At 68.0% G+C, this 23,524-nt stretch carries 29 protein-coding genes and 2 tRNA genes; 15 read left to right on the forward strand and 16 right to left on the reverse strand.

Annotation, left to right across the window (positions count from 1 at the left end; translation table 11 throughout):
• Positions 1–119 precede the first annotated feature (119 nt).
• Together ACIBH2_RS06955 and ACIBH2_RS06960 are read right to left on the reverse strand one after the other, a co-directional pair.
• Complete coding sequence (locus ACIBH2_RS06955) at positions 120–803, reverse strand: GAP family protein (protein ID WP_397114307.1); 684 nt, start codon at positions 801–803, stop codon at positions 120–122.
• A gap of 124 nt (positions 804–927) precedes the next feature.
• Entirely contained in the window at positions 928–1,227 is a 300-nt protein-coding gene (locus ACIBH2_RS06960; protein WP_397114309.1) for a hypothetical protein, read from the reverse strand.
• 265 nt (positions 1,228–1,492) lie between these two features.
• On the opposite strand from ACIBH2_RS06960, the gene ACIBH2_RS06965 reads away from it, so the two are divergent.
• Positions 1,493–1,924 (forward strand): AbfB domain-containing protein, encoded by a 432-nt coding sequence (locus ACIBH2_RS06965; RefSeq protein WP_397114311.1) that lies wholly within the window; start codon positions 1,493–1,495, stop codon positions 1,922–1,924.
• A gap of 89 nt (positions 1,925–2,013) precedes the next feature.
• Positions 2,014–2,814 (forward strand): hypothetical protein, encoded by an 801-nt coding sequence (locus ACIBH2_RS06970; protein WP_397114313.1) that lies wholly within the window; start codon positions 2,014–2,016, stop codon positions 2,812–2,814.
• A gap of 8 nt (positions 2,815–2,822) precedes the next feature.
• On the opposite strand, the gene ACIBH2_RS06975 is transcribed toward ACIBH2_RS06970, so the two are convergent.
• Together ACIBH2_RS06975 and ACIBH2_RS06980 are read right to left on the reverse strand one after the other, a co-directional pair.
• On the reverse strand, positions 2,823–3,803 hold the full coding sequence (locus ACIBH2_RS06975; protein WP_397114315.1) for a cation diffusion facilitator family transporter: 981 nt from the start codon (positions 3,801–3,803) through the stop codon (positions 2,823–2,825).
• A gap of 299 nt (positions 3,804–4,102) precedes the next feature.
• Positions 4,103–4,684, reverse strand: coding sequence for a helix-turn-helix domain-containing protein (locus ACIBH2_RS06980; RefSeq protein WP_397114317.1), 582 nt, complete (start codon positions 4,682–4,684; stop codon positions 4,103–4,105).
• Between the two features lie 79 nt (positions 4,685–4,763).
• Between ACIBH2_RS06980 and ACIBH2_RS06985 the strand changes: the two genes are divergently transcribed.
• Positions 4,764–5,714, forward strand: coding sequence for an NAD(P)/FAD-dependent oxidoreductase (locus ACIBH2_RS06985; RefSeq protein WP_397114319.1), 951 nt, complete (start codon positions 4,764–4,766; stop codon positions 5,712–5,714).
• 40 nt (positions 5,715–5,754) lie between these two features.
• Here ACIBH2_RS06985 and ACIBH2_RS06990 read toward each other — a convergent pair whose 3' ends face one another.
• Genes ACIBH2_RS06990 through gvpJ form a run of 8 tightly spaced genes read right to left on the reverse strand, consistent with a single transcriptional unit; the run spans position 5,755 to position 9,145 of the window.
• Entirely contained in the window at positions 5,755–6,051 is a 297-nt protein-coding gene (locus ACIBH2_RS06990) for a gas vesicle protein K (RefSeq protein WP_397114321.1), read from the reverse strand.
• Positions 6,044–6,262 carry a gas vesicle protein gene (locus ACIBH2_RS06995; protein WP_397114323.1) on the reverse strand — a complete coding sequence of 73 codons (219 nt, stop codon included), beginning with the start codon at positions 6,260–6,262 and terminating at the stop codon, positions 6,044–6,046. Before ACIBH2_RS06995 ends, ACIBH2_RS06990 begins: the two co-directional genes overlap by 8 nt.
• Entirely contained in the window at positions 6,259–7,026 is a 768-nt protein-coding gene (locus tag ACIBH2_RS07000; RefSeq protein ID WP_397114325.1) for a GvpL/GvpF family gas vesicle protein, read from the reverse strand. The genes ACIBH2_RS06995 and ACIBH2_RS07000 overlap by 4 nt, the downstream gene beginning before the upstream one ends.
• A complete protein-coding gene (locus ACIBH2_RS07005) occupies positions 7,016–7,381 on the reverse strand; it encodes a gas vesicle protein (RefSeq protein ID WP_397114327.1) in 366 nt (121 codons plus the stop codon). Before ACIBH2_RS07005 ends, ACIBH2_RS07000 begins: the two co-directional genes overlap by 11 nt.
• A complete protein-coding gene (gvpO, locus tag ACIBH2_RS07010) occupies positions 7,378–7,674 on the reverse strand; it encodes a gas vesicle protein GvpO (protein WP_397114329.1) in 297 nt (98 codons plus the stop codon). Before gvpO ends, ACIBH2_RS07005 begins: the two co-directional genes overlap by 4 nt.
• A 3-nt stretch (positions 7,675–7,677) precedes the next feature.
• Positions 7,678–7,905, reverse strand: a complete 228-nt coding sequence (locus tag ACIBH2_RS07015) for a gas vesicle protein GvpG (protein ID WP_397114331.1) — start codon at positions 7,903–7,905, stop codon at positions 7,678–7,680.
• Positions 7,902–8,669, reverse strand: coding sequence for a GvpL/GvpF family gas vesicle protein (locus ACIBH2_RS07020; protein WP_397114333.1), 768 nt, complete (start codon positions 8,667–8,669; stop codon positions 7,902–7,904). The genes ACIBH2_RS07015 and ACIBH2_RS07020 overlap by 4 nt, the downstream gene beginning before the upstream one ends.
• Positions 8,666–9,145 carry a gas vesicle protein GvpJ gene (gene gvpJ, locus ACIBH2_RS07025; RefSeq protein ID WP_397114335.1) on the reverse strand — a complete coding sequence of 160 codons (480 nt, stop codon included), beginning with the start codon at positions 9,143–9,145 and terminating at the stop codon, positions 8,666–8,668. The genes ACIBH2_RS07020 and gvpJ overlap by 4 nt, the downstream gene beginning before the upstream one ends.
• A 233-nt stretch (positions 9,146–9,378) precedes the next feature.
• Here gvpJ and ACIBH2_RS07030 point away from each other — a divergent pair.
• Both ACIBH2_RS07030 and ACIBH2_RS07035 read left to right on the forward strand, forming a co-directional pair.
• Positions 9,379–9,451, forward strand: a tRNA-Gly gene (locus ACIBH2_RS07030).
• Between the two features lie 12 nt (positions 9,452–9,463).
• Positions 9,464–9,538 (forward strand) — tRNA-Val (locus tag ACIBH2_RS07035).
• Positions 9,539–9,554: 16 nt separating this feature from the next.
• Here the strand turns inward: ACIBH2_RS07035 and ACIBH2_RS07040 are convergent.
• Positions 9,555–10,064: a hypothetical protein gene (locus ACIBH2_RS07040; protein WP_397114337.1), complete on the reverse strand. Its 510-nt coding sequence runs from the start codon at positions 10,062–10,064 to the stop codon at positions 9,555–9,557.
• A 270-nt stretch (positions 10,065–10,334) separates the two neighbouring features.
• Between ACIBH2_RS07040 and ACIBH2_RS07045 the strand changes: the two genes are divergently transcribed.
• Positions 10,335–10,778, forward strand: a complete 444-nt coding sequence (locus tag ACIBH2_RS07045) for a hypothetical protein (RefSeq protein ID WP_397114339.1) — start codon at positions 10,335–10,337, stop codon at positions 10,776–10,778.
• 3 nt (positions 10,779–10,781) lie between these two features.
• On the opposite strand, the gene ACIBH2_RS07050 is transcribed toward ACIBH2_RS07045, so the two are convergent.
• Both ACIBH2_RS07050 and ACIBH2_RS07055 read right to left on the reverse strand, forming a co-directional pair.
• Positions 10,782–11,168 (reverse strand): phage holin family protein, encoded by a 387-nt coding sequence (locus ACIBH2_RS07050; RefSeq protein ID WP_397114341.1) that lies wholly within the window; start codon positions 11,166–11,168, stop codon positions 10,782–10,784.
• A gap of 107 nt (positions 11,169–11,275) precedes the next feature.
• Positions 11,276–11,722, reverse strand: coding sequence for a hypothetical protein (locus tag ACIBH2_RS07055; protein WP_397114343.1), 447 nt, complete (start codon positions 11,720–11,722; stop codon positions 11,276–11,278).
• A gap of 70 nt (positions 11,723–11,792) precedes the next feature.
• Between ACIBH2_RS07055 and ACIBH2_RS07060 the strand changes: the two genes are divergently transcribed.
• The 3 genes from ACIBH2_RS07060 to ACIBH2_RS07070 all read left to right on the forward strand — a co-directional run bounded on the left by ACIBH2_RS07060 (position 11,793) and on the right by ACIBH2_RS07070 (position 15,006).
• Complete coding sequence (locus ACIBH2_RS07060; RefSeq protein ID WP_397114345.1) at positions 11,793–13,019, forward strand: cytochrome P450; 1,227 nt, start codon at positions 11,793–11,795, stop codon at positions 13,017–13,019.
• Between the two features lie 157 nt (positions 13,020–13,176).
• A complete protein-coding gene (locus tag ACIBH2_RS07065) occupies positions 13,177–14,007 on the forward strand; it encodes a DUF559 domain-containing protein (protein ID WP_397114347.1) in 831 nt (276 codons plus the stop codon).
• A gap of 90 nt (positions 14,008–14,097) precedes the next feature.
• The gene (locus tag ACIBH2_RS07070) at positions 14,098–15,006 is read left to right on the forward strand and encodes a ketopantoate reductase family protein (protein ID WP_397114349.1); all 909 of its coding nucleotides are present in this window, start codon (positions 14,098–14,100) and stop codon (positions 15,004–15,006) included.
• Positions 15,007–15,050: 44 nt separating this feature from the next.
• Here ACIBH2_RS07070 and ACIBH2_RS07075 read toward each other — a convergent pair whose 3' ends face one another.
• Positions 15,051–15,683 carry a hypothetical protein gene (locus ACIBH2_RS07075; RefSeq protein ID WP_397114351.1) on the reverse strand — a complete coding sequence of 211 codons (633 nt, stop codon included), beginning with the start codon at positions 15,681–15,683 and terminating at the stop codon, positions 15,051–15,053.
• Between the two features lie 330 nt (positions 15,684–16,013).
• On the opposite strand from ACIBH2_RS07075, the gene ACIBH2_RS07080 reads away from it, so the two are divergent.
• The 6 genes from ACIBH2_RS07080 to ACIBH2_RS07105 all read left to right on the forward strand — a co-directional run bounded on the left by ACIBH2_RS07080 (position 16,014) and on the right by ACIBH2_RS07105 (position 23,446).
• The gene (locus ACIBH2_RS07080; RefSeq protein WP_397114352.1) at positions 16,014–17,480 is read left to right on the forward strand and encodes a hypothetical protein; all 1,467 of its coding nucleotides are present in this window, start codon (positions 16,014–16,016) and stop codon (positions 17,478–17,480) included.
• A gap of 67 nt (positions 17,481–17,547) precedes the next feature.
• A complete protein-coding gene (locus ACIBH2_RS07085; protein ID WP_397114354.1) occupies positions 17,548–18,306 on the forward strand; it encodes a hypothetical protein in 759 nt (252 codons plus the stop codon).
• Between the two features lie 75 nt (positions 18,307–18,381).
• Positions 18,382–19,206, forward strand: a complete 825-nt coding sequence (locus tag ACIBH2_RS07090) for a MinD/ParA family protein (RefSeq protein WP_397114356.1) — start codon at positions 18,382–18,384, stop codon at positions 19,204–19,206.
• Positions 19,203–19,820 (forward strand): hypothetical protein, encoded by a 618-nt coding sequence (locus ACIBH2_RS07095; protein ID WP_397114358.1) that lies wholly within the window; start codon positions 19,203–19,205, stop codon positions 19,818–19,820. Before ACIBH2_RS07090 ends, ACIBH2_RS07095 begins: the two co-directional genes overlap by 4 nt.
• Positions 19,821–19,862: 42 nt before the next feature.
• Positions 19,863–21,506, forward strand: coding sequence for a cutinase family protein (locus ACIBH2_RS07100; protein ID WP_397114360.1), 1,644 nt, complete (start codon positions 19,863–19,865; stop codon positions 21,504–21,506).
• Positions 21,503–23,446, forward strand: a complete 1,944-nt coding sequence (locus ACIBH2_RS07105) for a hypothetical protein (protein WP_397114362.1) — start codon at positions 21,503–21,505, stop codon at positions 23,444–23,446. The genes ACIBH2_RS07100 and ACIBH2_RS07105 overlap by 4 nt, the downstream gene beginning before the upstream one ends.
• Positions 23,447–23,524 lie beyond the last annotated feature (78 nt).

A 23,524-nucleotide genomic window follows, 5' to 3' on the forward strand; every position in this document is an offset into this window, starting at 1 on the left:
CCGACGAGCGGAGCGAATCCCTCTGGGGCTCAATGCTTTCCAACCGAACCGAGATCTATTGAACCGCTGGGGGCTTTCAAGATCCTCAATGAACCCTTGCGGTGATCCTTGTCGGCGCGCTAGAGCGACGAGTAGTTGCGGAGGGCGTCGAAGACGAGGGCAGCGCCGAAGAGTAGGAAGAGGATTCGGACGGAGAGGGGGCCGAAGCGGGTCAGGGCTTGGGTGAAGCGGCGGTAGAAGTGGCGGGCTCGGGGGGTGGTTCGGGTGGCGGTGTAGAGGACCAGGATTGGGGGGAGGAGGGCGATCAGGCAGTAGGCGGCGATGATCAGGGGCCAGAGGGGTGGGCGGGGGTCTCGGACTGTGAGCATCGCGAGGGCCGCCAGGTAGGGGACGGCGGTGGGGGCTTGGCCTAGGCCTATGACGGCTCCGATCAGGCCGAGGAGCAACGGGCGGCGGCGGGCCTCTACTGCCCAGGGCGGGATGGAGGTCGTCGCGGTGGTCGGGAGTCGGATCGCGCCGAGGAGCAGCAGGATCGCGCCTACCGCGAGTTCTGCCCAATAGCGGATGGTCGGCGTGATGTCGAAGTCGACGAGGTCGGTGAGGAAACTCAGGCCGAGTACCGTGCAGATGCCGAAAGCTGTTGTGACGGCGAAGATTCCGGCGATGAAGCTCGCGGCTCCGGGGATGGGTGAGCGGCGACTCAGGCGGCTGTCGACCACCACGGCGGCCGTGATGCCGATATTCAGCACGTGCAGGGAGTCGAGCAGGGCGAACCCCGCGAGCGCCAGTAAGAAGGTGAGCATGACGCCACCGACCATACGGTAGGTACTGGTCGGCCCCTGCGCCGATGACGGGGCCTATCTCGAGCGCCGGGCCCACGTCGTGCGGCCCTGCGGCCTGTTTCCGCAGGACCGCACGCCGGGAAGCTCAGACGAGCGGGGCGTCGCCGTCCTGTTGGCCGAGGATGAAGGTGCCCTGGCCGTTGGGGTCGAGGCCGGTGTCGAGGACCTTGTCCTCGAGAAAGCCCGCGACCTGCTCGTCGAGGAAGATGCGGGTGCCTTCCACCGCCAGAACCTGGTCCTGGTCGGCGGGGCCCTCGACGATCGCCAAGGACAGGGTGGCGGCTCCGTCGTTGCTGGATATCCGCAGTCCGGCGTCGCTCGGCGTGCCTTCGGCGGACGTAATGGTGCGAACGGCCTCGATTGCGGTGGGGGTGACCATCAACATATGCGTGATTCCTCCTAGCTTCGTGACAAGTCGGCCAGCCGAAAAACCATGGGAGTGATCACGGCCGGTGCCAAAAGGCACACTTCCCTCTGTACCCAGCATCGGGACCGACAAACACCGGACGTCGCCGAAAGCAGGTATTTTGCCGCTCTGAGCTGGGGTTTTCGAGTACTGAACTACTCGCGTCAGAGTGCCCTCGCGGCCGCAGAATTGGACGGCGGACATGTCCGCACCGATCATCCGCTCTCACCGAAGAGGTCGCGTCATGGCCATTCGACTCCAATCGTTCAATTTCCCCGAATTCTTCGTTCGGCATCAGAACTTCGAAGGCGAATTGATGAAGCTGAACACTCCCGGCTTCGTCGAAGACTTCGCCTGGGAAGAGGAATTCGCCGGAACCGATGCCGAGGGATTCACCCTCGTTCGTTTCCGGTCGAAGAATTTCCCCGATCGACTGTTGCGCCACAAGGACTTCCGTATGGTCCTCGAACCCGACGACCGGTCGTCGCTGTTCCGCAAGGATTCGACCTTCCGGCGCAGGCGCGGCCTGAGCGGTGATCCCGAGGCGGGGTGGCGCTCCTACGAGTCGACCAACTTCCCCGGTCACTTCATACGGCACCGCAACTTCCACTTGTTCATGGACAGCAAGGAACCGAAACTGGCGGCGGACGCGACCTTCAAGCGCATCACGGTCTAGCGCGGCGCGCACGGGTGCGGTGGCATGGGGAGCGCTGGTTGAATTCGACTGTCACGCAGCCAGTCCGCATCGAGCCGAAGGAAACCCTCTTGCCCCGCACCGCAGCCACGCCGCGATCCGCCGCACTCCCCCGCGTGCTCGCCGTACTGAGCATTCTCCTGGCGGCCGCCTTCGTCTACGCGCCGCGCATTCTGGCGGGTGGCGATTTCACCGACGAGAGCGAGTTGCGGGCGTCGCTGCGCCCGGCCTTCGTCGAGTACTGGCGTTCCGGGGGTAGGGATTTCACTCCGAGCCTGGAGCGGATAGTCGATTTCTGGTTGCGCTATCACCTGGCCAAAGCGGTCATCGCCGCGGTCTTGCTGGTGGCTCTCGTCGCGCTCGCCGTCGTGCTCTGGCGGGCGTTCCTGAGAGCGGGAGGCACTGCGCTGCTGGCCTCCGGCACGGTGGTGTCGGTGCTCGCGGTCGTCGCGTCATTACTGGTGATGGCGAATATCCAAGGCGCGGTGGCGCCCTTCTCGTCGCTGCTTCCCATGGTGGTGGACAGCCCAACCGATACGGAACTCGCCGACACCCTCGGCCAGATCAGGCAGCGACTCGCCGACCACGCGGAGACACCGGTCCTCGACGTGATAACCGAGGATTTCGCGCGGTATCACGCCGCCATGGCCGTGATCGCCGCCTGCGTCGCGGTGCTTCTCATCGCCGCGAGCGCGCTGTCCTGGATCACCTTCGCGAAGGCGTCCGACAGCCGTGCCCGACGCGTTCTCGCATCGTTCGGTATCGCCTCAGCATTGTTCGCACTCGCCATGATCGTTGTCGCGGTGGCGAATACGGGCACCGCCGCGGACCCGACCCCCGCGCTCTCCGCTTTCTTCGACGGCGGCTGGTGACAACAGGATCAGTGCGCACCCGGACTGTGATGCGCCGGGCCGTGCGAATCCTCGCAGTGCGCCGCCGAATTCGGCTTACCGACTTGCAGCACCGCGGGTTCGGCGTGATCGACCTGCAACGTGGCGTGGTCGATGTGGTACTCGGTCGCCAGCATGTCGGCGATCGCGGTCCGGGCGGTGTGGCAGTCGCGGCCGGGCTGCACCAGAATGTGCGCCGACAGCGCCGGGGAGCCGGAGGTGATCTCCCAGATGTGCAGGTCGTGCACCTCGACGACCGAATCCACCGCGGCCATGGCCTGACCGATCTCGGTGGGGTCGAGGTTGGCGGGCGCGGCCTCCAGGAAGATGCGCGTGGAGGCGCGCACCAGCCCGACACCGGCCTTGATCATGAGCGCCACCACGATGAGCGAGGCGATGGAGTCGGCGCGGGCGAAACCGGTGAGCATGATGATGGCACCGGCGACCGCGGTCGCGATGAACGCGAACAGGTCATTGAGAATGTGCTGGAACGCGCCCTCGACATTGAGGCTGGTGCGATTGGCGCGGCTGATCATCCAACTCGCGGCGATATTCACCACGATGCCGATGAGCGCGGTGACCAGCACCAGGGTGCCCTCGACCTCCGGCGGCTCGAACAGGCGGCGGATCGCCTCGAACGCCAACCATCCGGCTAGGAGTAGCAGCGTCAGGCCGTTCACCTGCGCGGAGAGGATTTCCGCGCGCTTCCACCCGAACGTCATGCGCCCGGCGGCGGGGCGGGCGGCCAGGCGAATCGCCCACAGCGCCAAGACGATCGAAGCCGCGTCGGTGAGCATGTGCGCGGCATCGGAGAGCAGGGCCAGGGAGCCCGCGATCACGCCGACCACGACCTCGCCGAGCATGAAGACGACAATGACCGCCAGCGCACCGCTCAGCCACCGTTTGTCGCTCTCGGGCGACGCGCCGTGCGCGTGCCCGTGCGCATGCCCGTGATCGTGTCCGGCACCCATGTCACCCTCCTCGTTGTCAGAACCGTTCCACACCATATGCATGCATCACTATGAATGCAATAGTTAGGTTAGGTCGGAATGTCCCGCCTCCGAGGCGGAGTACCGTGCCTTCATCCAGCGGCCGACGAGATCGGCCCGTGAGCCTCGACATCGACGACGGTGACCATCGCGCGGCCAGGTGCCGGGGGTCGAGAGTTGTCTCGAATCGGGCGACCTCAGCGTCGGCGATTCCTCCGTCGATCTTCCTCCGGCCTGCCGCGACTGTCCAGCGTCACACTCCGATCAGCCTGTCGCAGCGGCTATTTCGCGGCGGGACGGGCACGCAGATGGGCACGCTCACCTTGTTTTCCGAACAGGCTGAGAAATTCGACCGGCTCGTCGTCGGCGGGGCCGAACCAGTGCGGCACGCGGGTATCGAATTCGGCCGCCTCACCGGGGACGAGAACGACATCGTGTTCGCCGAGGACCATGCGGAGGCGGCCATTGAGGACATAGAGCCATTCGTAACCCTCATGGCTCTTGGGATCGGGTTCGCGGCGCGTGGAGTCGGGGTTGATGACGAGCTTGTAGGCCTGGACGCCGCCGGGGCGACGGGTGAGCGGAACCATGGTCATGCCGTGATGGGTCACCGGCCGCAGGTGCACGCGCGGGTCACCGGTGGGCGGCGCGCCGACCAGTTCGTCGAGCGTGACGCGATGGGCCTTGGCCAACGGCAGCAGCAGTTCGAGGGTGGGGCGGCGGGCCCCGGATTCCAGGCGCGAGAGGGTGCTCACCGAGATGCCCGTGGTGTCGGACAGTTCGGAGAGGGTGGTGTCGCGCTGTTTGCGCAGGGCGCGCAGCCGCGGCCCCACCGCGTCGAGCGCCTGATCGAGGTCGTCCATGGCTTCCAGTTTGCCATTTCGGCAAAGAACATTGCCGGAACCGCCGTCGCGGGCGCATGGTCGAGCGCAGGAGGTGGTCATGGTGACCGAAGAGATTCGGAACGAGTACGACGCGGTGGTGATCGGCGGCGGCGCGGCCGGGCTGAGCGGTGCGCTCATGTTGGCGCGCTCGCGCCGGTCGGTGCTGGTGATCGACGCGGGCGCGCCGCGCAATGCCCCGGCGGACGGCATCCACGGGCTGCTGGGCCGTGAGGGCATGCCGCCGGGCGAGTTGCTGGAGCGCGGGCGCGGCGAGGTGCGCGGGTACGGCGGGCATGTGGTGTCCGGTGAGGTGACCACGGTGGGCCGGGAGGGCGATGGGTTCGTGGTGACCCTTGCCGACGGTGCGTCCGTGCGCGCGCGTCGCCTGTTGCTGACCACGGGCCTGGTCGATGAGCTGCCCGATATTCCGGGCCTGCGGGAGCGCTGGGGCCGCGATCTGGTGCACTGCCCTTACTGCCACGGCTGGGAGATCCGCGACGAGGCGATCGGCGTGCTGGCGACCGGGCCGATGTCGGTGCATCAGGCGATGTTGTTCCGCCAGTTGAGTTCCGATGTGACGTTCTTCGGTACGCCCGCCACCGCGGAGCAGGCCGAGGAGTTGGCGGCGCGCGGCATCGAGGTGGTGGAAGCCACGGTCGCTGGCGTGGAAATCGCCGATGACCGCATTGTCGGTGTGCGATTGGCCGATGGCACCGTGGTACCGCGTTCGGCGCTGACCGTCGGTTCGCGGATGACGGTGCGGGCGAAATTCCTTGCGGGACTTGGTTTGCAGCCGATCGAGCACCCCTCGGGGATGGGTGATTACCTGCCCGCCGACGCCACCGGACGCACCGAGGTGCCGGGGGTGTGGGCGGCGGGCAACCTCACCGATCTCTCCGCGCAGGTGGGCGCTGCGGCCGCCGCAGGGGCCATGGCGGGGGCGCAGATCAATGCCGACCTGGTGGCGCAGGAGACTCGCGAAGCGGTGGCCGCGCGTCGGGAGCGCTGATGTGTTGTCCCGTAGGCGAATCGCCTACGGGACAACAGCACTACATATCGCGCGGAAGCAGCGGTCCGAGCGGCCCCAGGTCGATATTCAGGTCCTCGGGGTCCAAGCCGAAATGGTCGCGCAGTTCATCCATGGCCTCGGACAGTCGCATGAGCGTGGTGCCGAGCCGGTCGATCTGCTCGTCGCTGAGATCGCCCGCGTCCATGCGCCGGATGGCCTGGCGCTCCATGAGCTGGCGCAGCAGTTCGATAATGGTCAGCACCAGTGTCGCCAGACCGCGTTCGACGGTATCGGTGTCGAGATGCAGTCGGCCCGTGGGGGTTTCGCGTTCACTCATCGTTCAGGAGGCTGCCGACCGAGGAGATGAGGGTGCGCAGCGAGATATGGACCAGGTCGATATCCGCCACGGAGATGGTGATGTCGCCGACTATGACGACACCGCCCGCCAAGACGCGGTCGAGGAGGTCGACCAGCGCCACATCGCGGGTGGCGTAGGTGGGCCGGTCGATGGCGGGCCGGGCGAGCGGATCGAGATCGTGCACTGTCATGCGAAGTCTCCAGCGATATCGCCGACGCCGCCGACGAACGAGTAGGGCAGCCACGGACCGGTGCGCTCGATCGTGATCTCCGGGTGCGCGGCGGTCAGTTCCGCTACGGCGGAGAGGAATTCGCCGCTGCGGGCGTCATCGACGAGGTAGGCGGCATTGAGCAGCATCGGTTCGGCGAAACCGCTCAGCGAGGGATCGACGGCCGGGCGTGTGCGCGCGCCGACCGCGAAGGGGCTCAGCGCGTGGTAGATCTCGTCGGCCGTCTTCTCGGCGATCTCGCGTTCGGTGCGATTGCGGTGCAAGGCTTCTCGACGTCTACGCAGATAGTCCGCTCCGGAGCTCGGCGCGGCGGCCGGTTCGGCGACGGCCGGGCGGCGCAGGAAGGCTTTGACGCCCCATTCCGCGCGCCCCTCCACCAGGTCGAGGGCGGCATCGAATTCGTCGCGGTGCTCGGTGAGCAGGGCGCGCACGCTCTCGTCATCGCGGAAGATGACCGCCAACCGCACCGGAATCGCGGTGCTGTCATAGGCCACGGCCTCGATGACGGCATTGTGCGTGCGGGCCGTCGCGGCCAACCAGTCCAGGTCATTGAGGTGCCGCGCCAGCGATTCCACCCCGAAATCCGGCAGCGGTACCGCGCCGACGACGGCGGAAAGCCCTGCCGCGCCGACGGTTCGGAGCTTCTCGCCCGCGACTCCGGGCAGCTCCGGCAGCGCGGTGTCGGCGCGCCGCACGGCGTAGACCCACAGCGCCTCACTTGTCACCGCGCTCCTCCAATTCCTTGATCCGCTCACGCAAACGTTCGTTCTCCGAACGCAATTCGTCGGAGGCCGCGAGCGCCTTGGCCTCGCCATCGCCTTGTAGCGCTCGTTCGCCGCGCAGGAACGGGTCGCGCTCCCACCAATCGATGCCCACCTGCTTCGCCGTCTCCAGCGACGCGACCACCAAACGCAGTTTGATGGTGAGCAATTCGATATCCAGCAGGTTCACTCGAATATCGCCCGCGATGACAATGCCCTTGTCCAGGACGCGTTCGAGAATGTCGCCGAGGTTCGTGGGTTCCGAGCCGCCGGGCCGGGAGAGCTGGCGGCCGGAGTACATGCCGGAGGGCACACTCATGAGTCTCCGATCGTGGCGCGGCGTCCGCGTCGAATTCGACGGTAGGACAGCAGGTTTCCGTCTTCGTCCAGCTCGAGTTCGTAGATGGAGAGAATGTCGGCCGAGGACGGGATATGGGCGTCCTCGAGCACCTCGACCTCGACGGTCCAGCCCGCGTCACTGGGCCGGACCGCGGTGGCGCTCAACACCTCTCGTCCGGTCAGCGCCGCGATGTGCCGGACGCCGCTGGCCGCGGTCTCCATCGCGCCCGCGCGTCCGTTGTCCCCGGACGGCTTGCGTGCCCGTTCGGTCATGGGTCAGCCCTTCTTCCGGCTCATCAGCCGAGCGAGTACCTCCTGCTCCGCCTGCCGGTATTCCTCCTCGGCCAGTTCCCCGGCGGCCCGCCGCCGCTGCAGCTCGTCGAGCTGTCGACGGATGGCGGGCATGCCGTACATCTCCTTGTCGACCTCCTCCGCGAGGAGACGGGCCAACGCGATCACCCCGCGCACCGGGAGCCAGGGCAGGGTGAACAGCGTCCCGATCATTCGACACCTTCGAAGGCGACGAAATCCCATGCGGCGAGCGGGCCTACGACGCGCATCTCGACGCGGCCCTGCCAGTGCTCGGCCAGGACGTTCACGGCCTTTAGCAGCTCTTCCTGCTTCTCCAGCGCGACCAGGACGGCGATATCGACGACCTCGAGCTCCTGGGTGGGCGGGCGCACGGTCAGATCCCGGGTGACCTGACCCAGCGCGTCCGCAACCAGCTGGCCGTCGGCCTCGCGCTTGGCCTCGATCTCCGCATTGATGATCTCGCCGAGGGCGATCTGGGAGTCGCGGGTCAGCTCGGGCGGGGAGGAACGGATGGTTTCGCGCAAGGCGGCCGCATCCGAATTCTCTTCCAGTACTTCGCGCAGCACCGTCTCCTCGACGTAAGTGCCCTTCACCAGAAATTCGGCGAGGCCCTTCAGTTCCTCGAGGGCGGCGCGGAAACGGCCCTCGTTGGGGGCCAGCAGGCCATCCTCGACGGCCTGCGGGTTCTCCAGGGCGGCACCGAAACGCAAAGGGATGACCGAGGTTTCGGTGACCAGGCCGTCGACCACACGGGCGAATGCCTGGAGGTCCTCGGCGCGATCGAGAGGCTGATCGACGGGGATCTCGCTGACCAGTGCCGCGATATCACCGTGGCTCACGATGCGGACCGGGCCGGGCGTCTCGCCGATGCCCTCGACCTTCGGTTCGGTGCCCGCGGGCACGATGCCGTAGATGAGCAGGGCGGTGTTGGCGTCTGTTTCCTTCTGTTCGGTCATGATTGGGTCTTCCGGCGGCTAGTGGTCCTCTTGGGCTTGTCCGCTTCCTGTTCCTGCTCCTGGCCGGAGGTCAGGGCGCCGAGCAGCTTCTGCCCCACCGCTTCGATGGTGTCCTTGTTGTCGCCCTTGCCTTCCAGGGCCTGCATCAGTTTCTGGCCCTGTTCCTCGATGGCTTCCTTGGCCGCGGAGGCCTTGCCACCGGAGGCGGCGTCCTTGATGACATCGGGTAGCCCGGGCTTCTCGGCGGCGATATCGAGGCGGTTGACGGCCTGGGCGAATCGCAGATAGGTGTCGACCGAGGCGACGACGACGCGTGCGTCGATGGTCAGGATCTCGATACCCACCAACGACACTCGCACGAACGCGTCGATGACGAGTCCCTTGTCGAGAATCGTATCGAGCACCTCGGCCAGACTGCTCGAGGACGGGCGACCCGCGCCGCCACCGCCTCCGCGTGGCTGTAGTGCAGTAGTCATGAAAGTAGCTCCTTGTGATTGCTTCTAATCACGTGCTACCCGGGGTGGTTGTTTACATGCGCCAAGTCCGTCGAGGGGGGTTGATCCTTTGTCGCACTACAGATCTCGGCACAACGGGGTTGCGGCGACGATCGGCGCGAGCACCCGCTCGCCGGAGCCGATTTGGAGAATGCGGCAGGTGCTGGCTATGGTTTCTCCTCGCAAGCCCGAGGGCCGAAAGCCCCCGGGAGCGTGCGGATGTAGCGCAGCTGGTAGCGCATCACCTTGCCAAGGTGAGGGTCGCGGGTTCGAATCCCGTCATCCGCTCTGGGGGTTTCCGCGCGATTAGCTCAGCGGGAGAGCGCTTCCCTGACACGGAAGAGGTCACTGGTTCAATCCCAGTATCGCGCACCAGGATTGGTGAAGTCGGTTATGCCGGTGCGGCACCGAGGGACAGGTTCAGTTCGTCGAGCACGGCGGCCGCCGGTGCGGCCGTTGTCACCTGATAGGTGATCGAGAAGATCGTGCTCCGCTGGGCGGCGAGTTCCGCTCGCAGGACCAACAGGTTCGGGGTGCCTCCGACGCCGCCGAAGATCTGCGGTTCCAGGGCCACCGTCGCCGAGTTCACCGCGGTGGTGCCGGGCTCGTCCTCGAAATCCGAGCTACAGGCGAAGCTCGCGGGCGCGACGGACACCGTGACATTGAACGGCGCACCGGGGTCGTAGGTGAGCACTCGGCCGTTGACATCAAGGGGCACAAAGGATTTGTAGCTCTCCTGTGCGACGGCGTTGATATCGCCCGCCGCGAAACCCACTTGGATCCAGCCCGCGTACACATGGATGAGCGCGTTCTCGATCTGGCCGCCGTCGCCCGACGCCCCGGGCGCGGAGAACTCCAGGTGGGTGGCGGTGCTGACGGCGCTGAGTGGGAGAAGGATCATGAGGTTGCCCTCTCGTCGATCACGAGCATCCAATGGGGACCACACCGAGCTCTTCCATCGTAGAAGCGTGGTGCGGCGACCCGCCCGGTATCGCGAATTCGCAGGATGCGAACGGTGTGGCGCGCGGATGTGGCCCCGCGGCGGAGGCTGTTCGATACGCTGGCTGATGGAGCGGCTCCCGGGGTCATGTCGTCGAGAGTCACTCCCGGCCTTCGGGTCGGACCGGGCAGTGCGGCCACGAATTCCCTTGTGCGGGAAGGATATCGGCTGATGACGGTACGTCGGATACTCGCGACCATCGTGGCGAGCGTGGGGGTCGGTGCATTCGTTTGTGGCATCGGGGCGACACCGGCGCGGGCCGATCCCTTGCCGCAGTGGGCTCCGTTCGGCACCACGCTCTACACCTTCGGCGACGCGAATTTCTGCGCCGGGTCCATCGCGGTGGTGCTGGAGGCCACGCCGCGGCTACCCGGGCGCGTACTCGCGCATGTGACGCCGCTGGGCTACCTGAACGGGCCGTGCGGCAACCATGTCGCGCTGGCCTGGGTGGGTTCGGCGGGTGCGCGCTCGCACACGGTCTACGTGCACACCGGCGCGACACCCGGGCGGACCGTCACCGCGGACCTGTGGGTGGGGATGGGGCCCGCCAAACTCTTCGCGAACACCTGGCCGCTGCAAGGCCAGATCGCGGAGTGGTATCTCTGGGTGCCGTAGGCGTTATCGCGGCAGGTCAGGCGCCTTGGGCGCCTGCTCCGGTAGCGGCGACACCTCGTGGCCCGTATGCGATTTCGCCTTCGCGCGCAGGACCGCCGCCGCTGCCGCCAGCACCGCCGCGATGATCAGCGCCGAGGCCCAGGCCGGAATGACCAGGGCGAGTAGCAGCACGATCGCGGCGATCAGCGTTCCGCCCGCGTACAGCGCGAGCACGCCCGCCGCCACCCGCAGCTTCGCACTGGCTCCGAGTCGGGGGATCCTGCCGAAGGTTTCGCGGAGCGCGAGTTCGATCTGTTCGCGCACCACATCGCGCACCTGGTCGGTGATGGCACCGCTCAATTCCACGGCGCGCCCGGCGTCGAGCGGTCGAAAGCCCTCTGTGTCAGCCATATTCGGTTCCTCATCCTCCGGCCGCCACCGGCCGCGGCTCTGCCCGCGGCCCGGTGCGGCCCATTCACCCCGGGGCTACCCGGTCGGCGCACGGCGACACCTCGGCGTCAACCGAGAATGGCGAAGGTGTGGTCGTCTGGGTCGACCACCGCGTCGAACCGGTCGCCGACCGCGAAGGGACGGCTGCGGACGGGGAGTTCGCAAGGGGCGTCGTACGGTTCGAAGCCCGGGCCGGACAGGCGGATGGTCAGCTCGGCCGTCTCATCGCCTTCGCCCGTGGGACGGATCCTGTCGACGGACAGTATTTCGGCGATGGCCTCCGCCCCCCCGGCCAACTGGCGGGCTTGACTGCGCCACATGACCGTATGCGCCACCAGGGCCACACCGATAGGGAAGGTGAAGATTCCAGGGATGACCCCGGCGAACCACGACTTGTCCAGCAACGCGCACAACGGTCCGGCACCGAGCAGCGCCACGGCCACGGCATAACAGAACGCACCCCCGACAGGGCCGATGGGCTGCGCCTGAATCGGCTGGGCGCGGCTGGATGACACGGTCGCTCCTAGGTCGATGGAAGATCGATCCTGCCATGACATTCGGGCCAAATGTATAACGTGTTCTCGTATGGTGGCACTCTCCTCGGTGGACCTGACGGACCTGGACAATTTCGCGCACGGCTTCCCGCACGCGGTCTTCGAGCGGCACCGCGTACAGGCACCGGTGTTCTGGCACGAGCCGACGGCGCATACGCCCGATGGGGAGGGTTTCTGGTCGGTCGCCACCTACGACGAGACCTTGCGCGTGTTGAGCACACCGGAGGTGTACTCGTCGGAAACGGGTGGGACGCGGGCCTACGGCGGCACGGTATTGCAGGATCTGCCCGTCGCCGGAGTGGTGTTGAACATGATGGACGACCCCCGACACCTGCGGATTCGGCGGCTGGTCTCGAAGGGGTTGACGCCCACGACGGTTCGCGCGCTGACGGAGGATCTGCGGGCGCGCACCCGACGGCTCCTCGACGGCATCGATACGGAATGCGACTTCCTGGTGGAGGTTGCGGCGGAATTGCCCATGCAGGCGATCTGCTTCCTGCTCGGCGTGCCGGAGGACGATCGACATTGGCTGTTCCAGCGCATCGAGCACCTCTTCGATCTGACGGGGGCGCACGACTATTCGTCGAGCTCGGGGGCGCGGGCCGAAGCCATGGGTGAGCTGTACGAGTATGGGGCCGCGCTCATAGCGCAGCGGCGCGAGCGACCCGGCACCGACATGCTGTCGATAGTCGCGCACGCGGAGATGCCGGAGGCGGAGCCGTCGCGGCTGAGCGATCAGGAATTGCGGTCGTTCTTCAACCTGCTGTTCTCGGCCGGGTCGGAGACCACGCGCAATGCCATTGCGGGAGGGTTGCTCTCGCTGATCCAGCACCCGCGACAGCTCGAGGCGCTGCAACGCGACCCAGGGCTCCTGGGGTCGGCGATCGAGGAGATGCTGCGGTGGACCGCGCCCTCGCCGTCCAAGCGACGGACAGTCACCCGGCCGACGACACTGCACGGGCAACGTTTGGAGCCGGGGCAGAAGGTCCTCGTGTGGGAGGCGTCGGCCAATCGCGACGCGCGGAAGTTCAGCGAGCCCATGGTGTTCGACATCGGGCGGGACCCGAATCCGCATCTGTCCTTCGGGCATGGGGTGCACTTCTGCTTGGGGGCGCATTTGGCGCGCTTGGAGATTCGGGTGGTGTTCGAGGAGCTGTTCGCACGGTTTCGGGGGTTCGAGCTGGCGGGGGAGGTGGAGTGGACCAGGAGCAATCGGCATACGGGGTTGCGGCGGCTGCCGGTGCGGATGGAGGGGTGATTGGCCTGAACGGTCGAAAATCCCCCCGCCGAGCCGAAATCCGCCCTCCGCCCGCGATTTCCGACCGCTCAGGCCAATCATCCACACCCCACCACTTATCCACAGCCCCTCCCCCACACCCGCCCTTCCCGTCACCCACCTCCCTCACCCTGAGCATGTGACCCATGGCATCCGCACGCGAGACGAGCTGATAGCGACCGGGATCTCGCCGTCCACCATCGACTACCGCTGTCGGCAAGGGCTTTACCTGCGCATACTGCCGCGCACCTATTGCCTCGGCCCGGTCACCGGCCTCGCCCGGTGCCACGCCATCGTTGCCTGGCTACCGGAAGCCACCCTGAGTCACCGCACCGCGGCGTGGTTGCGCAATATGCTGCCCGAGCCGACGGTGTTCGAAGCCACCATTCCCGCTGGGGCGCACCGGAAGACACCCGAGTGGTTGACGCTCTATCGGCGGGATCTGCCGCAGCGGGACTACGACGACGCGTGGGGGCTGCCGGTCACCTCGCCCGCGCGGACGCTCATGGACTGTCTGGCGGTATTGCCCACGGCGCGCGGGGACGAGCTCGTCGACGGTCATCTCGGGCGGACGGTTCCCTTCGCCGAGGTGCGCGAGCTGTGCCGCACCGGCGGGACGGGATCGCCCGCGCTGCGGCGGCAGGTTAGCTGCGCGGCCACGCGCGCGTTGTCCGAGCCGGAACGGTTGTTCGCCCGCGCCTTGACGCGCCGTCGACTGGATATGTTGGCGAACCATCCCGTCGGTCCGTACGTGTGCGACTTCGTGCACGAGAGGACACGCACCATCGTCGAGATCGACGGGCGGGAATTCCACAGTGCGGCCGAACCTTTTCGGCGGGATCGCCGTCGGCAGAACTGGCTGCAAACGCGCGGGTGGTTCGTGCTGCGCTACGCCGCCGCGGACGTCTACGAGTATTTGGATCGCTGTGCCGACGAGGTGGTCGCCGTGGTGCGGCGGCGCAGGACATGAGCCGGGTTCGGCCGAACCGGGCGGCGGGTGCCATGATCGGAGCGAGGCGGCCACCGGGTGACGGGGCCGACCTGTCGAAAGGAACTACGCATGTCGAACAATGCAATGAGCGTGGCGGTACTGGGTCCCGGGGGCGTGGGCGGGCTGGTGGCGGCGCTGGTGGCACGGGCCGGACATCGGGTGATCTGTCTGGCCCGGGAGGAGACGGCGCGGACGCTGCGCACCGAGGGAATCCGGGTGCGCAGTGGGCAGTTCGGGGAATTCACGGCTCGGGTCGAGGCGGATACCGTGCTGCGGGAACCGGTGGACGCGTGTGTGGTCGCGGTCAAACAGACGGGGCTCGCGGAGAGTCTCGAACGGGTTCCGGTGGCCGTGCTCGGCGACGGGTTGCTCGTACCGCTGTTGAACGGGGTGGAGCATCTCGAGCTGTTGCGCGAGCGGTATCGGCCGGAGCTGGTGGTACCGGCCGTGATTCGGGTCGAGTCCACGCGCGTCGCGACGGGAGTGGTCGAACACGGGAGTCCGTTCACGGAGATCGATCTGGCCGAGAGTTCCGTACCGCGCGACAGAGTCGACGCGCTCGGGCAGGCGTTCGCCGACGCCGGTATCGCCGTGAAGGTGCTCGACGACGAGGCGACCGTGCTCTGGGCCAAGCTGTCGTTTCTCGCGCCCTTCGCGCTGCTGACCACTCGGTATGCGGTGCCGATCGGCACCGTACGCACCGAACATCGCGACGAGCTGTTGGCTTTGACCGAGGAGACCGTGGCCGTGAGCCGGGCCTGTGGTGGACCGGCGGATGCCACGGCGACGCTCGCTCGCTACGATTCCTTTCCCGCACAGGCCAAGTCGTCGATGCAGCGGGATGCCGAGGCCGGGCGGCCGCTGGAATTGGATGCGATCGGCGGGGCGTTGTTGCGGGCGGCGCAGCGGCATGGGATAGCGACGCCGGTGGCGGCGCGGCTGGTGGCGGAACTACGGGCAGGGGGTCGCGCCGGATAGCGCCCGAGTCGGGCGGCCCGCCTCCGATCGAGGGGCGGGACCGCCTAGGTCGGTGACGGGAGTCGGACGACGTCCGGGGGGATCTCCGAAACCGATTCGACCACTTTCGTTTTGGTGGCCGGGTCCGGGAGGAGCAGTCGCCAGTCGCCGCTGGACCAGACGACGGTTTCGTTGTTGGCGGTGATGCTGTTGTCCGAGTAGGTGCTGTAGACGATCAGGTTGGAGCGGTCTGCGGTGTAGGTGGTGAATTTGTAGGCCGTGATGCGGGGGGCCATGACCGGGGAGGCCGGTTGGGTGAGCGAGACCTGGGCGCGGGCCATGACCCACGCGTCCTTGCCGGGGCCGGGCATGAGGGCCTGGGATGCCAGTCTGGCCCAGGTGGCGTCGGGTGCCAGCGAGATGCGGACTCGGTGTTGGATGGCGGCGAGGGCCGCGCCCTGCGGGGTGTGGGTGTAGCCGAGGGCCGCCTCGCTCACCTTCGACGGTCCGTCGGTGCGGCCGTAGGGCAGATTCACGCCTTGCCAAGGCTCCCAACGGATGTCGGCGGGGGCGCGGTGGGGGTCCAGGGGCGCCGACGTCGGCGCGGCGGGCGGCGTGTCGGAAAGGCCGCAGGCGGTCGCGGTGAGCGCCACAGCGAGGGCCAGAAAAGTTCGCGGAAGAATTGCTGTTTTGCGCAAAGGATTCCCCTCTTGCAGACCGGCGGGTATTTCAAAGCCGTTGCGGGGCATGACTGTCGCACCGTCTCGTCGATCATATTGTGTGCGATTACGAGGTGGGCGGCCATTCAGAGGAATTCATACCGACTCGTCCGTATTCAGTTGCTGGACCTCAGTTTCGGGTACGATCATCCCGGCAACAACATCATCGCAGGTGACGGGGACTCATCGCGGGGTATTGGCGCGGGTTCGGAGATACGTCATCCGTGGTGGTGCGGCCGACCGCATTGGGCGCGTCCGAGGTTGGGACGTGCGGTCGGACGAACAGCGCCGCGAATAAGGGGATCCGGAATGACCGCCAGACGTAAGTTCACCGCACTCTCCGTTTTACCGGTCGTGCTCGCAGCGGGTGGAGTGGCCGGAGCGGCGCCCGGACAGCCGGGGCTCGCGGTCCCCGGCGAAGGGCAGCCGGGGCTGAGCCAGCCGCCGCAGGCGCCCGTCGTGCCGGATGCGCCGAGCCCGGCGGATTGGATTCCGGACCCGCCGCCACCGCCCGCGCGCCCTCGGCCGCAGCAGCAGACGCAGCCGAATATCGATACGTGGGTGCAGCCGCCGTCACAGCAGGATCAGTCGGAGCCGGAGGTCGAGGAGCCCCCCGCGATGGACGCGCCCGCCGTCATTCCCGCGGACCCGCACCAATTGCGGCTCGGCACAGGGGTTGTCACGCTGCCCGACTGGGTCGATGTGAAGACCCGCGACAAGGCGCAGGCCTACGCCGACTACGCGGAGTGGCAGATCGCCGCCGCCTACGACAGCTTCGGATTCTCGCGCGAGGAGTCCGATCGCATGGCCGCCACCAGTTCGTTGGGCGCTTTGCTCGGCGCGGGAACGGCGGGGGCGCTCGCGCCCGCGGCTCTGGTGCCGGTGGGTTGCGGTATCGGAGCGGCGGTCGGCGCGGTCGCGGGTGGCCTGATCGGCGGGATCCCCACCGCCGGAGTCGGCGCACCGGCGGGCGCGATTGTCGGCGGCATCGCGGGTTGTGTCGGTGGCGGCTCGATCGGTGGTCTGGTGAGTGTGCCGCTGGTGGTCGGTGGCGGTGCGCTGGCGGCACTGGCTGGCGGCGCGCTGAGTGGCGGCGATTCGACGAAGCCGCAGCCCCCGGCTCCGTCGCTGGTGGATCAGCCTGTGGCCGCGCAAGTTTCGAACCCGGCTCCCGCGCCGTTGATCAATATTCCCGGCATCTTGACCGTGGCCGCGCCGGTTGCCCAGCCCGCGGCCGAACCTGTCTCCGATGCGGCTCCCGCGCCGCTGTTCCAGATTCCCGGAATCCTCACGGTCACATCGCCGCTGACCCAGCCCGCCACTCCGGTCTCCGACGCGGCTCCCGCACCGCTGATCGAGATCCCCGGAATCCTCACGGTCACCTCACCGCTCGCGCAGCCTGCCGCTCCGGTCGCCGACGCGCCGGGGATCGATATTCCGGGAGTCGGCACGGTGGCGGCTCCGGCCGTGCAGCCCGCGGCCGCGCCGGTTGCCGAGCCAGCGCCGGTGTACGACGCTCCGGTGGTCGAGGCCGAACCGGTCGCGGCGCAGCCGTCGTATCCGGTGGCGGCGCCCGAGTACGCCGAGCCCATCGCGCAAGTGACAACGCAGGTTTCGACGACCGTCGAGGCCATCGCCGACTCCGGGCCGGTCGGTGAGGCCGTGGTCACGAGTCTGCAGGATGCGGTCGCCACCATGCCGCCGCTGAGCCCCGAGCTCGGCGCGGCGGCGGACTTCGTCAATGGCGTGGTGGCCGGTATTCAGGCGCCGCGCTGAACGAGCACAACCGAATGGAGTGAGATCGGTGTCTGAGCGGCACGACGCCAAGATGCCAGGGGCGAAGATGCCTGCTCTGTCCCTCGACAAAGAGGGGGACGATCGCGCGGCGGGGTCGGAGACGGCGGCCGAATGGTCGGATTGGCTCGCGCCCACCGATGGCGGCCCACGCGAGCCCGCCGAGGACGCGGATGACGGTGTGGGTGAGGAACTTTCGCGGGATCTGCACGCCGAGGATCCGATGGCCCCGTTGGTCGAGGAGGCGCGCAGGCGCACCATCGCCATGCGACGGCGACAGCAGCTCGTCACCCGGGTCGCCGCACTGGGCGCGCTGATCGCCGTCATCACCCTGGTCGCGGCGGGTGCGTGGATGTTCACCAGCGACGAGACCCCCACGGCCGCACCGACATCCACGAGCTCTGCACCCGCCGCCGTGGTTCCGGCGGCCGACACCTGGTGCCAGGCCTCGGCCACGCCCGAGCGGGTGATCGGGGCGGGCGCGGGTGATACCACCTCCGCGGTCGGCGTGATCATGCGGCTCGAACACGCCTGGTATGTCGAGCGCGACGCGGCCGCCGTGCGCGCGCTCCTCGCGCCGGATGCCAAGGTCGCCCCGGAAAGCGCTACGCGCGAGGCGATCGCGGCGGTCCCCGCTGGCACGAAGCACTGCGTCACCCTCGTGCCGCTGCCCGCCGACCGCTGGCTGGTATCGGTCGACGAGAAGCATCCCGACGGATCGCAGGCCACCTGGCAACAGGTGATCACCACCGCACAGCGCGACGGGCGCGTATTCGTCACCGCGATCGTGGCGGCTGAAGGACAATGAATGATGGCCTGCCCCAGCACCTTTGCCCGACCTGACATCCTCGCCGCTCCGATCGCCTCGGAAGGACGGTGAGCCATGTCCGAGGCGGTGGAGTTGTCGATCACGGCGACGCCGGGTGCGCCGACCGATCCGGTCCCCTTGCGCGGCGGGCAGGGGCGGCTGGTGCGGGCCGCGCTGCCGTCGGTGCTGGTACTCGGGACGGCGGGATCGTCGGGGGCCTCCACCACCGCGTTGGGGCTCGCGGCCGCCGCGGTCGCCGACAGCGACGGCGATATCTGGCCGATAGTGGTGGATGCCACGCTCGGCGGCGGCGATGTCGCGCTGCGCGGCTGCGATGCGGCCAAACCGGTGAGCACGCTCCAGGAGTGGCTCGACACAGCGCATCCCGAACTCGCGTCCACCGTGCAGGCGTGCACCGGACGCACCACCACGGGTGTGCGGGTGCTCCCGCGCAGCCCGGACCCGCTGCCGCGCCGCGAAACCCTCGTCTCGGTGGCACGGCATCTCGAAACCGCCGGGCTGCTCACGGTTTTCGATGCGGGCGCACCGGTCACCAGCCGCCTCGCCGCACCGCTGCTCGCCGATCCCCGTGTGGGGCTGGCGATTACCGTGGCCGCGCGACCCGACGCCGTCAATCGGCTGCAACCGGCGTTGCGCTGGCTCGATGAGCAGTACAGCGAATTCCTCATCGGCGACGCGGTGATCGTCTTGACCGAGCAGGTCAAGGACTCCGGGAAGGCGTCGGTCGACCATGTGCGCACCTACCTGGGCAGCTGGGTACGCGATGTGGTGACCATCCCGTTCGACGTACATCTCGCCGGGGGCGGGATCATCTCCTGGCATCGGCTCGCGGCCGAGACCCGAGACGCCTACCTGCGGCTGCTGGGGGTGCTGCGATGAACGCCTGGCCGCCGGTTCCCATGTGGCACAGGGCCGTACCGAATCAGTCCGGTCGGCCGCCGCTGCTGTGGCTGGTGGGTGTGCACGGCGGCGCGGGCACCACCAGCCTCGCGGCCAGTATGAGTTGGGCGGGCGACGCCGGGCGGCGCTGGCCGGGACGGATCGGCCTGGTGCGCGATATGGATTCGCCGTTGGTGGTCCTGGTGGCGCGCACGCATATGAGCGGTGTCGCGGCCCTCGAACACGCCGTGCTCGCCCACGAGAACGACGCGACGCCCGCCGGAAGTCAGCTGGTAGGCGTTGTGACAGTGGCGGATTCGGCCCGACCGCTGCCCACGGCCGTCGCGCGTCGGCGCGAAGCCGTCGAGGCGCGGGTCCTCGACATGGGCGCGGAACCGTGGCGGCTGCCCTGGATCGAACAGTGGCGTGAACTCGAACCGCACCGGCTGCCGGTGTGGGAACCCGATGCCGTCACCCGCCCGGTCGACGAAGGCGACGCGACACGCACTCCCCCGCAACCGGTTCGACAGGTGGCCGAACAGATCTTCCTCGCGGCGCGTGCCGTGGGCATGCGCCTCACCGACCAGCACACCGTGCACCGCAACACCGGCTGAACCGTCCGCGCGTCCCGCCGACCACACGAGGAGGATCGAACATTGCTGTCAGGGGCAAGAATTCGACACTCGGCCATTGTCACGGCCACCGTCTGCGTCATCGCGACGGTCGCGGTCGGCGGTGCGTCGGCCGCGCCGGACGAGGCGCAACCACCCATCGACAAATGTCCGGCGCTGTACGCGCTGGGCATTCAAGGCACCGGGGAATCCTCCCCCGACGCCGCGGTCAGCACCGATACCGGCATGCTGTCCACGGTGTTTCGGCCCATGATGGCCGGTGCGCCCCAGGAGGGGCTGGTCGATCGCGCGTACGTGCCCTACGAATCCTCGTTCGGCGGGGCGGTGTCCAGCGATACGACGCCGTACATGACCTCGGTGAGCAATGGGCTCAACACATTGAAGTCCATGGCGAAATCGGTGCTCGACCGGTGTGAGAACACGCGGCTCGCGGTGACCGGGTATTCCCAAGGGGCCCATGTGGCTTCGCTGTTCGCGCAGGAAGTGGGCGCGGGCAGAGGGGCGGTTCCGGCCGACAAGGTCGCGGCCGTGGCATTGTTCGGGGATCCGACGCGCAATCCCGGCGCGGCGCTGTTCCCCGGGTCGCCCGGCAAGACCACGCCCGATCCCGCGCCCGGCACCGACGGCACGCAGTTGGCGGCTGTGACCGCGGTGCCGCCGCAGGCTGCCACCGGCGGCGGGATCGCGCCCGAGCGGGATCAGGCGGCCAATTTCGGGCAGCTCACCGGGCGGGTGGCGAGCTTCTGCACCTCCGGTGATCTCGCCTGCGATGTGCCCAACAATGCCGCGCTGCTCAAGGTCGTGGCGAATATCTCTGGGCAGGTGAAGATTTCGGGGGCGGACCCGATCGGGTCGCTCATCTCGATCGGGCAGGCGTTGGCGTACACGTCGATCAAGACCTTCACCGATGTGGTGAACAACGATATCTCCGGCAAGACCATCGGCGATGTGACGTACTCGCCGGAGAAATCGATTTCGCAGCGGCTGGCCGAGGCGTCGGATCCGCAGGCGACCGTGGATATTCCCGGGGCGTTCCAAGCGTTGCTGAAGCTGGGGACCATCGCCATCAACACCGTGGTGAGCGTGGCGAAATCGGTGCTCACGGCGGGAAATATCGCCGAGATCGCCACCGCGGGCCTCGCCAATCCGCTGGCGGGGCTCGCGGTGCTCGGCACCAAGGTCGTCGGCGCGGTGACGCAGCTGGTGACGCCCACGACGGTGGACAACCTGGTGACGTCGGCGTTCTCGGCCGTCAAGGAGAATCTGACCGACAACCAGGATCTGCTGGATGTGACCACCTGGGTGCGGTACTGGCAGACGGCCCAGAAGCACGACTACTCCAACCCGCAGGGCAGCGGTTTCGGGGAGAGTCCCGCCATGTTCGTGGGCCAGTGGTTCGCGGCGCTCGCCGTCGATCTCTCCGGCGTGGCCGAGGCCGGTGGGACGCCGCGCGGCGGAAGCGACCGTCCCAGTGCGGGATTCGACTTCTCGACCACCGGCACCGCCCCCACCACCACGTCCAATGGTCAATTCCCCCTCGGCGACCTCGGAGCCGCCCCGACGACGACCAGCCAGCCGCCGGTCCTCACCTCCACCGCTCCCACCACGAATCCCAGTGGCTACAGCGGATTCCCGCTCGCACCCGACACCCCGCAGGCGACACCATGAACACCGACATCCACAACCCGGCAGCGGACGGCTACTCCGGAAGTTGGGCCGATTGGATCGGCGAAAGCATCGGCGGGAGCGAACGATCCGCCCGCCGTCGACGGGCGGCGGAGTTCTACGCGGGGAGATACGACGAGGTCGACGGGTACGGCCGCACCCCGGACGAATACGACGGTTCGGAGGACGACTGGGCTGAATACAGCGGCGCTGGGGACGAATACGACTCCGAGGTGCCACTCGATGTCGATGAAGTCGGCCCTGACTTCGAGGACCTCGACACCGGCTCTGAGGAGGACTTGGACTACGACGAGGCCGACGCCGAATCCAGTGCGCGAGCGCTCGCCTATGCCGCGATGGAAGCGGGAGGGCGTGGCGAGGAGTTCGGTTCCGGTGTGGACGAAGCGAGTACAGATTTTGCTGGGTCTGCTGCGCGCGAGGCGAGACCGGGGGCGGGCGACGGTGAGGCTGATGTGGGTGGGGATGAGCCGGGGTATGCAGAAGGCGTCTCCGACGCGCGCGGGGTGAAACCGGAGGCTGCGGAAGGCGTCTCCAATGCACGCGGGGAGAAGCCGGGGGATGCAGCGGACGTCTCCGATATACGCGGGGAGAAGCCGGGGGATGCAGCGAACGTCTCCGATATACGCGGGGAGAAGCCGGGGGATGCAGCAGATGTCTCCCATACACGCGGGGAGGGGGATGCAGCACACGTCTCCGGCACACGCGAGGAGAAGCCACAGGGTGCAGGAGGCGAATCTGACGCTCGCCAGGTGAAGCCGGAGGTTGCAGAAGACGAGTTCGATGTGCGCCGGGCGAAATCAGGGGCGGACGAGGGTGAATCTGTTGCGGATGACGTGCAGGCGGGGTTCAGGGGCAGCGGGGGTGGCACCGGCGTTGGGGGTAAGAGGGGCGCGAGTGGCGGGAGCGGGTCGCCTGTAGGTGGGCAGCGGGGAGGGCAGGTCGCTGGGGCGCGGCGGGGGCGCAAGGTTCGGCCGCATCCGTTTCCGTCGTCGGATCCGCATTGGATTCCAGACGCGCCTGCGGCCAGTGCGATTCCGCATCCGTACTCGAGTGCGGCCGCCCGCGCTCAGGCTCCGGTCGACCCACGGGCACGCGCCGCCGCGTCTCGGCCGGGCGGGGCGGGCTCCGGCGAACCGCGCGAAACCGGGTACCGCACACATGCGTTCGGCGACTCGGAACCGTATGTCGAATACGCGACGCGGTCGTCCACGCGCTCGCGAGCGGAGTTCGAGCCCGGGGAGGCGCGGCCCGCGGCGTCGGCCGCGGCGCGCTTGCATCGCGCGCCCGCGTCGCATCGGCGACGGGGCGGATCGTCCTGGGAGGGGTGGGCGATTCGGGAATGGCTCGCGGAGTCGCGGGAGCGGTGGGCGGTGCCATTGCTCGGCATTCTGGGGATCTGCGCGATCGGGGCAGCTGTGACGGTGCAGCTCACCAAGTCCGACGCGACGCCGCCACCAGCCGCGGCGGCGGAAGCGCCACCGCAACTGCAACCCGCGACCGAACCGGCGGCACCCGCCGCGGCCACCGGCGGGGACTGCCCGGCCGAGACCAACGGTTCGCATGTCCGCGGCAACGGGCCGGGCGGGTACGCGACCGGGCCGGAAGCGATTCTGGCGCTCCAGCACGCCTATTACGTGGCGCGCTCCGGCGCTCTCGTCCGCAGCCTCGTCGACCTCGACGCCTCGATTCCGTCGGCACCGGAGATTCAGGCGGGGATCGATACCGTCCCGGAGGGAACCACACATTGTGTGCAGATTTCTCCCGGTGCGTTCTCCGGCCAGTACACGGTCATCATCACCGAGTTCCGGCCGGACAAGACCACACGGATTTGGAGTCCGCAGCTCGTTATGACCACGGCTAGGGGGGAGCGGACGGTGATTACCGCGATAGTGCCGTTGGCGGATGATGTAGCCCCGCGGTGAATGTTCGGAGGGTTTGGCCTGAGCGGTCACAAATCGAGCCGAGACAGCGAGAACCGGGTCCTCAGTGGGAATTTCGAC

The organism is Nocardia sp. NPDC050406, assembly GCF_044459025.1.
Taxonomy (GTDB): Bacteria; Actinomycetota; Actinomycetes; order Mycobacteriales; family Mycobacteriaceae; genus Nocardia.

Excerpts from the sequence above, each read along its gene's own strand:
- ACIBH2_RS06955 (WP_397114307.1), bottom strand. The coding sequence starts at position 803 with ATGCTCACCTTCTTACTGGCGCTCGCGGGGTTCGCCCTGCTCGACTCC.
- ACIBH2_RS06960 (WP_397114309.1), bottom strand. The coding sequence starts at position 1,227 with ATGTTGATGGTCACCCCCACCGCAATCGAGGCCGTTCGCACCATTACG.
- ACIBH2_RS06965 (WP_397114311.1), top strand. The coding sequence starts at position 1,493 with ATGGCCATTCGACTCCAATCGTTCAATTTCCCCGAATTCTTCGTTCGG.
- ACIBH2_RS06975 (WP_397114315.1), bottom strand. The coding sequence starts at position 3,803 with ATGGGTGCCGGACACGATCACGGGCATGCGCACGGGCACGCGCACGGC.
- ACIBH2_RS06980 (WP_397114317.1), bottom strand. The coding sequence starts at position 4,684 with ATGGACGACCTCGATCAGGCGCTCGACGCGGTGGGGCCGCGGCTGCGC.
- ACIBH2_RS06985 (WP_397114319.1), top strand. The coding sequence starts at position 4,764 with ATGGTGACCGAAGAGATTCGGAACGAGTACGACGCGGTGGTGATCGGC.
- ACIBH2_RS06990 (WP_397114321.1), bottom strand. The coding sequence starts at position 6,051 with ATGAGTGAACGCGAAACCCCCACGGGCCGACTGCATCTCGACACCGAT.
- ACIBH2_RS06995 (WP_397114323.1), bottom strand. The coding sequence starts at position 6,262 with ATGACAGTGCACGATCTCGATCCGCTCGCCCGGCCCGCCATCGACCGG.
- ACIBH2_RS07005 (WP_397114327.1), bottom strand. The coding sequence starts at position 7,381 with ATGAGTGTGCCCTCCGGCATGTACTCCGGCCGCCAGCTCTCCCGGCCC.
- gvpO (WP_397114329.1), bottom strand. The coding sequence starts at position 7,674 with ATGACCGAACGGGCACGCAAGCCGTCCGGGGACAACGGACGCGCGGGC.
- ACIBH2_RS07015 (WP_397114331.1), bottom strand. The coding sequence starts at position 7,905 with ATGATCGGGACGCTGTTCACCCTGCCCTGGCTCCCGGTGCGCGGGGTG.
- ACIBH2_RS07020 (WP_397114333.1), bottom strand. The coding sequence starts at position 8,669 with ATGACCGAACAGAAGGAAACAGACGCCAACACCGCCCTGCTCATCTAC.
- gvpJ (WP_397114335.1), bottom strand. The coding sequence starts at position 9,145 with ATGACTACTGCACTACAGCCACGCGGAGGCGGTGGCGGCGCGGGTCGC.
- ACIBH2_RS07040 (WP_397114337.1), bottom strand. The coding sequence starts at position 10,064 with ATGATCCTTCTCCCACTCAGCGCCGTCAGCACCGCCACCCACCTGGAG.
- ACIBH2_RS07045 (WP_397114339.1), top strand. The coding sequence starts at position 10,335 with ATGACGGTACGTCGGATACTCGCGACCATCGTGGCGAGCGTGGGGGTC.
- ACIBH2_RS07050 (WP_397114341.1), bottom strand. The coding sequence starts at position 11,168 with ATGGCTGACACAGAGGGCTTTCGACCGCTCGACGCCGGGCGCGCCGTG.
- ACIBH2_RS07060 (WP_397114345.1), top strand. The coding sequence starts at position 11,793 with ATGGTGGCACTCTCCTCGGTGGACCTGACGGACCTGGACAATTTCGCG.
- ACIBH2_RS07070 (WP_397114349.1), top strand. The coding sequence starts at position 14,098 with ATGTCGAACAATGCAATGAGCGTGGCGGTACTGGGTCCCGGGGGCGTG.
- ACIBH2_RS07080 (WP_397114352.1), top strand. The coding sequence starts at position 16,014 with ATGACCGCCAGACGTAAGTTCACCGCACTCTCCGTTTTACCGGTCGTG.
- ACIBH2_RS07085 (WP_397114354.1), top strand. The coding sequence starts at position 17,548 with ATGCCTGCTCTGTCCCTCGACAAAGAGGGGGACGATCGCGCGGCGGGG.
- ACIBH2_RS07090 (WP_397114356.1), top strand. The coding sequence starts at position 18,382 with ATGTCCGAGGCGGTGGAGTTGTCGATCACGGCGACGCCGGGTGCGCCG.
- ACIBH2_RS07095 (WP_397114358.1), top strand. The coding sequence starts at position 19,203 with ATGAACGCCTGGCCGCCGGTTCCCATGTGGCACAGGGCCGTACCGAAT.
- ACIBH2_RS07105 (WP_397114362.1), top strand. The coding sequence starts at position 21,503 with ATGAACACCGACATCCACAACCCGGCAGCGGACGGCTACTCCGGAAGT.